Source organism: Candidatus Obscuribacterales bacterium (genome assembly GCA_036703605.1).
Lineage (GTDB): Bacteria > Cyanobacteriota > Cyanobacteriia > RECH01 > RECH01 > RECH01.
In genome coordinates, this window is sequence record DATNRH010001172.1 from 1 (window position 1) to 1,827 (window position 1,827).

Here is a 1,827-nt window from a genome sequence, read left to right on the forward strand (position 1 = left end):
CTACTATCACGGACTATCACGGTATGCATCACCGATTATCCTATCATATCTATTTTATATTGCTACCTGGAATTTTCTGTTTTTCCAGTCAGTCAGTCGCTGCCCTTGAGAATTCTAGATCTATTTTTGAGGAGCCACGGACTGAGATGGGAGCGATCGCCCAAGCAGACGCTAGACCTTCTGTAGATAGGCTCAACCTGGGGGACTTGGATGGGAGCGATGCCCCCCTATCGATTGAACCCTCCTCCCTCCAGCCTCCCACTGAACCGCTGCTCATCCTCCCTGACCCTATCCCGGTTCCCTCCGATCCTGTTCCAGTTCCTGCTAGCGATCGCTCCCCTATCCGAGAGTCTAGTGATCAGGATAATCCGGTGGCTCAGAGGGAGGCTCCAGATGCTCCACCCCGGTCTATCCCCTCAGATCTATATGGTTCAGAGCCATATAGCCCAAATCGTTCAGAGGCAAGTAGTTCTGGTTTCCTAGATGCCCCTGTGAGCCAAGTGCTGCCAGCACCGCTGTTTGACGATCCGCTGTTTGATGATCCGCTGTTCGACGATGATCTACCGCCGCCCCTCCCGCCCCGGGATGAGCTGCTGCGTCCCGTTGAGCCAGATGCCCCTGAAGATCCTAGTTTAGATAACTTGGATCGAATTGTGGTAGAGCGATTTGAGTTTGTGGGCAATACAGCGTTTAGTGACGCTGACCTCGAAGAGGTTACCCAACCCTATACCAACCGGCCGATTACCCTGGATGAACTGTACGAGGCGCGATCGGCGGTGACTCAGCTTTACCTGGATGCGGGCTACGTAACATCCGGGGCCTTCATTCCTCCCCAACCGATCCAAGCTGGCGTGGTGCTGATGGAACTGGTGGAAGGACGGCTAGAGGGCATTGAAGTCCGCAATAACCAACGCTTGGGCGATCGCTACTTTAGCCGGCGTATTGCCCTAGGGGCAGATAGTCCCTTAAATGTGAATGATCTATTGGAGCGGCTGCAGTTGTTGCAGTTGGATCCCCGCATCCAGACTCTCACCGCTGAGCTATCTGCTGGCCCAGAGTTGGGTACGAGTGTCTTGATCCTTGATGTGCTTGAAGCTGATACGTTTAATATTATCGGCACCTTAGATAATCGGCGATCGCCCAGTGTGGGTGAGTTTCGTCAACGGCTGGAGATCAGCGAACTCAATGTAGGCAGGGCAGGTGAAACCCTCAACCTTAACTATGCTCACACCTCGGGCAGTGATGCTCTGGAAGGACGGTTTCGTGTATTTCTAAATCCCCAGGGTGGCACCTTGGAACTCAATACGGGTGTGGGCATGGCGGAGGTGATTGAGCGGCCGTTTAACCAGCTTCAGGTCGAGTCCGAGTCGAATTTCATAGACCTAACCTACCGCCAGCCGCTGTTTCAAACCCTGAATGAAGAACTGGCCGTGGGCATCACCGCCAGCCGCCAACAAACCCGCAGCATTCTAGATCTACCGGCGAACGTGGGTGGGCCATTTCCGCTAACGGTGGGAGGGGCTGATGAAAATGGCTACACCCGCGTGGTGGCGCTGCGCTTGTTTCAAGAATGGCTGCGGCGCAGTTCCCAGGATGTGTTTGCGGTGCGATCGCAATTCAGTTTAGGCCTAGATGCCTTAGACGCCACGGTGAACCAAGGACGGCCCGACAGTCGCTTTTTGGCATGGCGTGGTCAGGGTCAATGGCTACATTTATTTGCTGAAGATGCCTTGCTGCTGGTGCGCAGTGATATCCAGCTTTCCACCGACTCGCTAGTGTCCCTAGAGCAGTTTGGTATTGGTGGTCAGGATACGGTGCGCGGTTATC

1 protein-coding gene is annotated in these 1,827 nt (G+C 54.3%); it reads left to right on the top strand.

The genetic code is table 11. The features are described 5' to 3' along the window. Positions 1-59: 59 nt before the first annotated feature. Positions 60-1,827 (top strand): POTRA domain-containing protein (locus V6D20_24310; GenBank protein ID HEY9818905.1); only part of this gene is annotated, 1,768 nt, incomplete at its 3' end.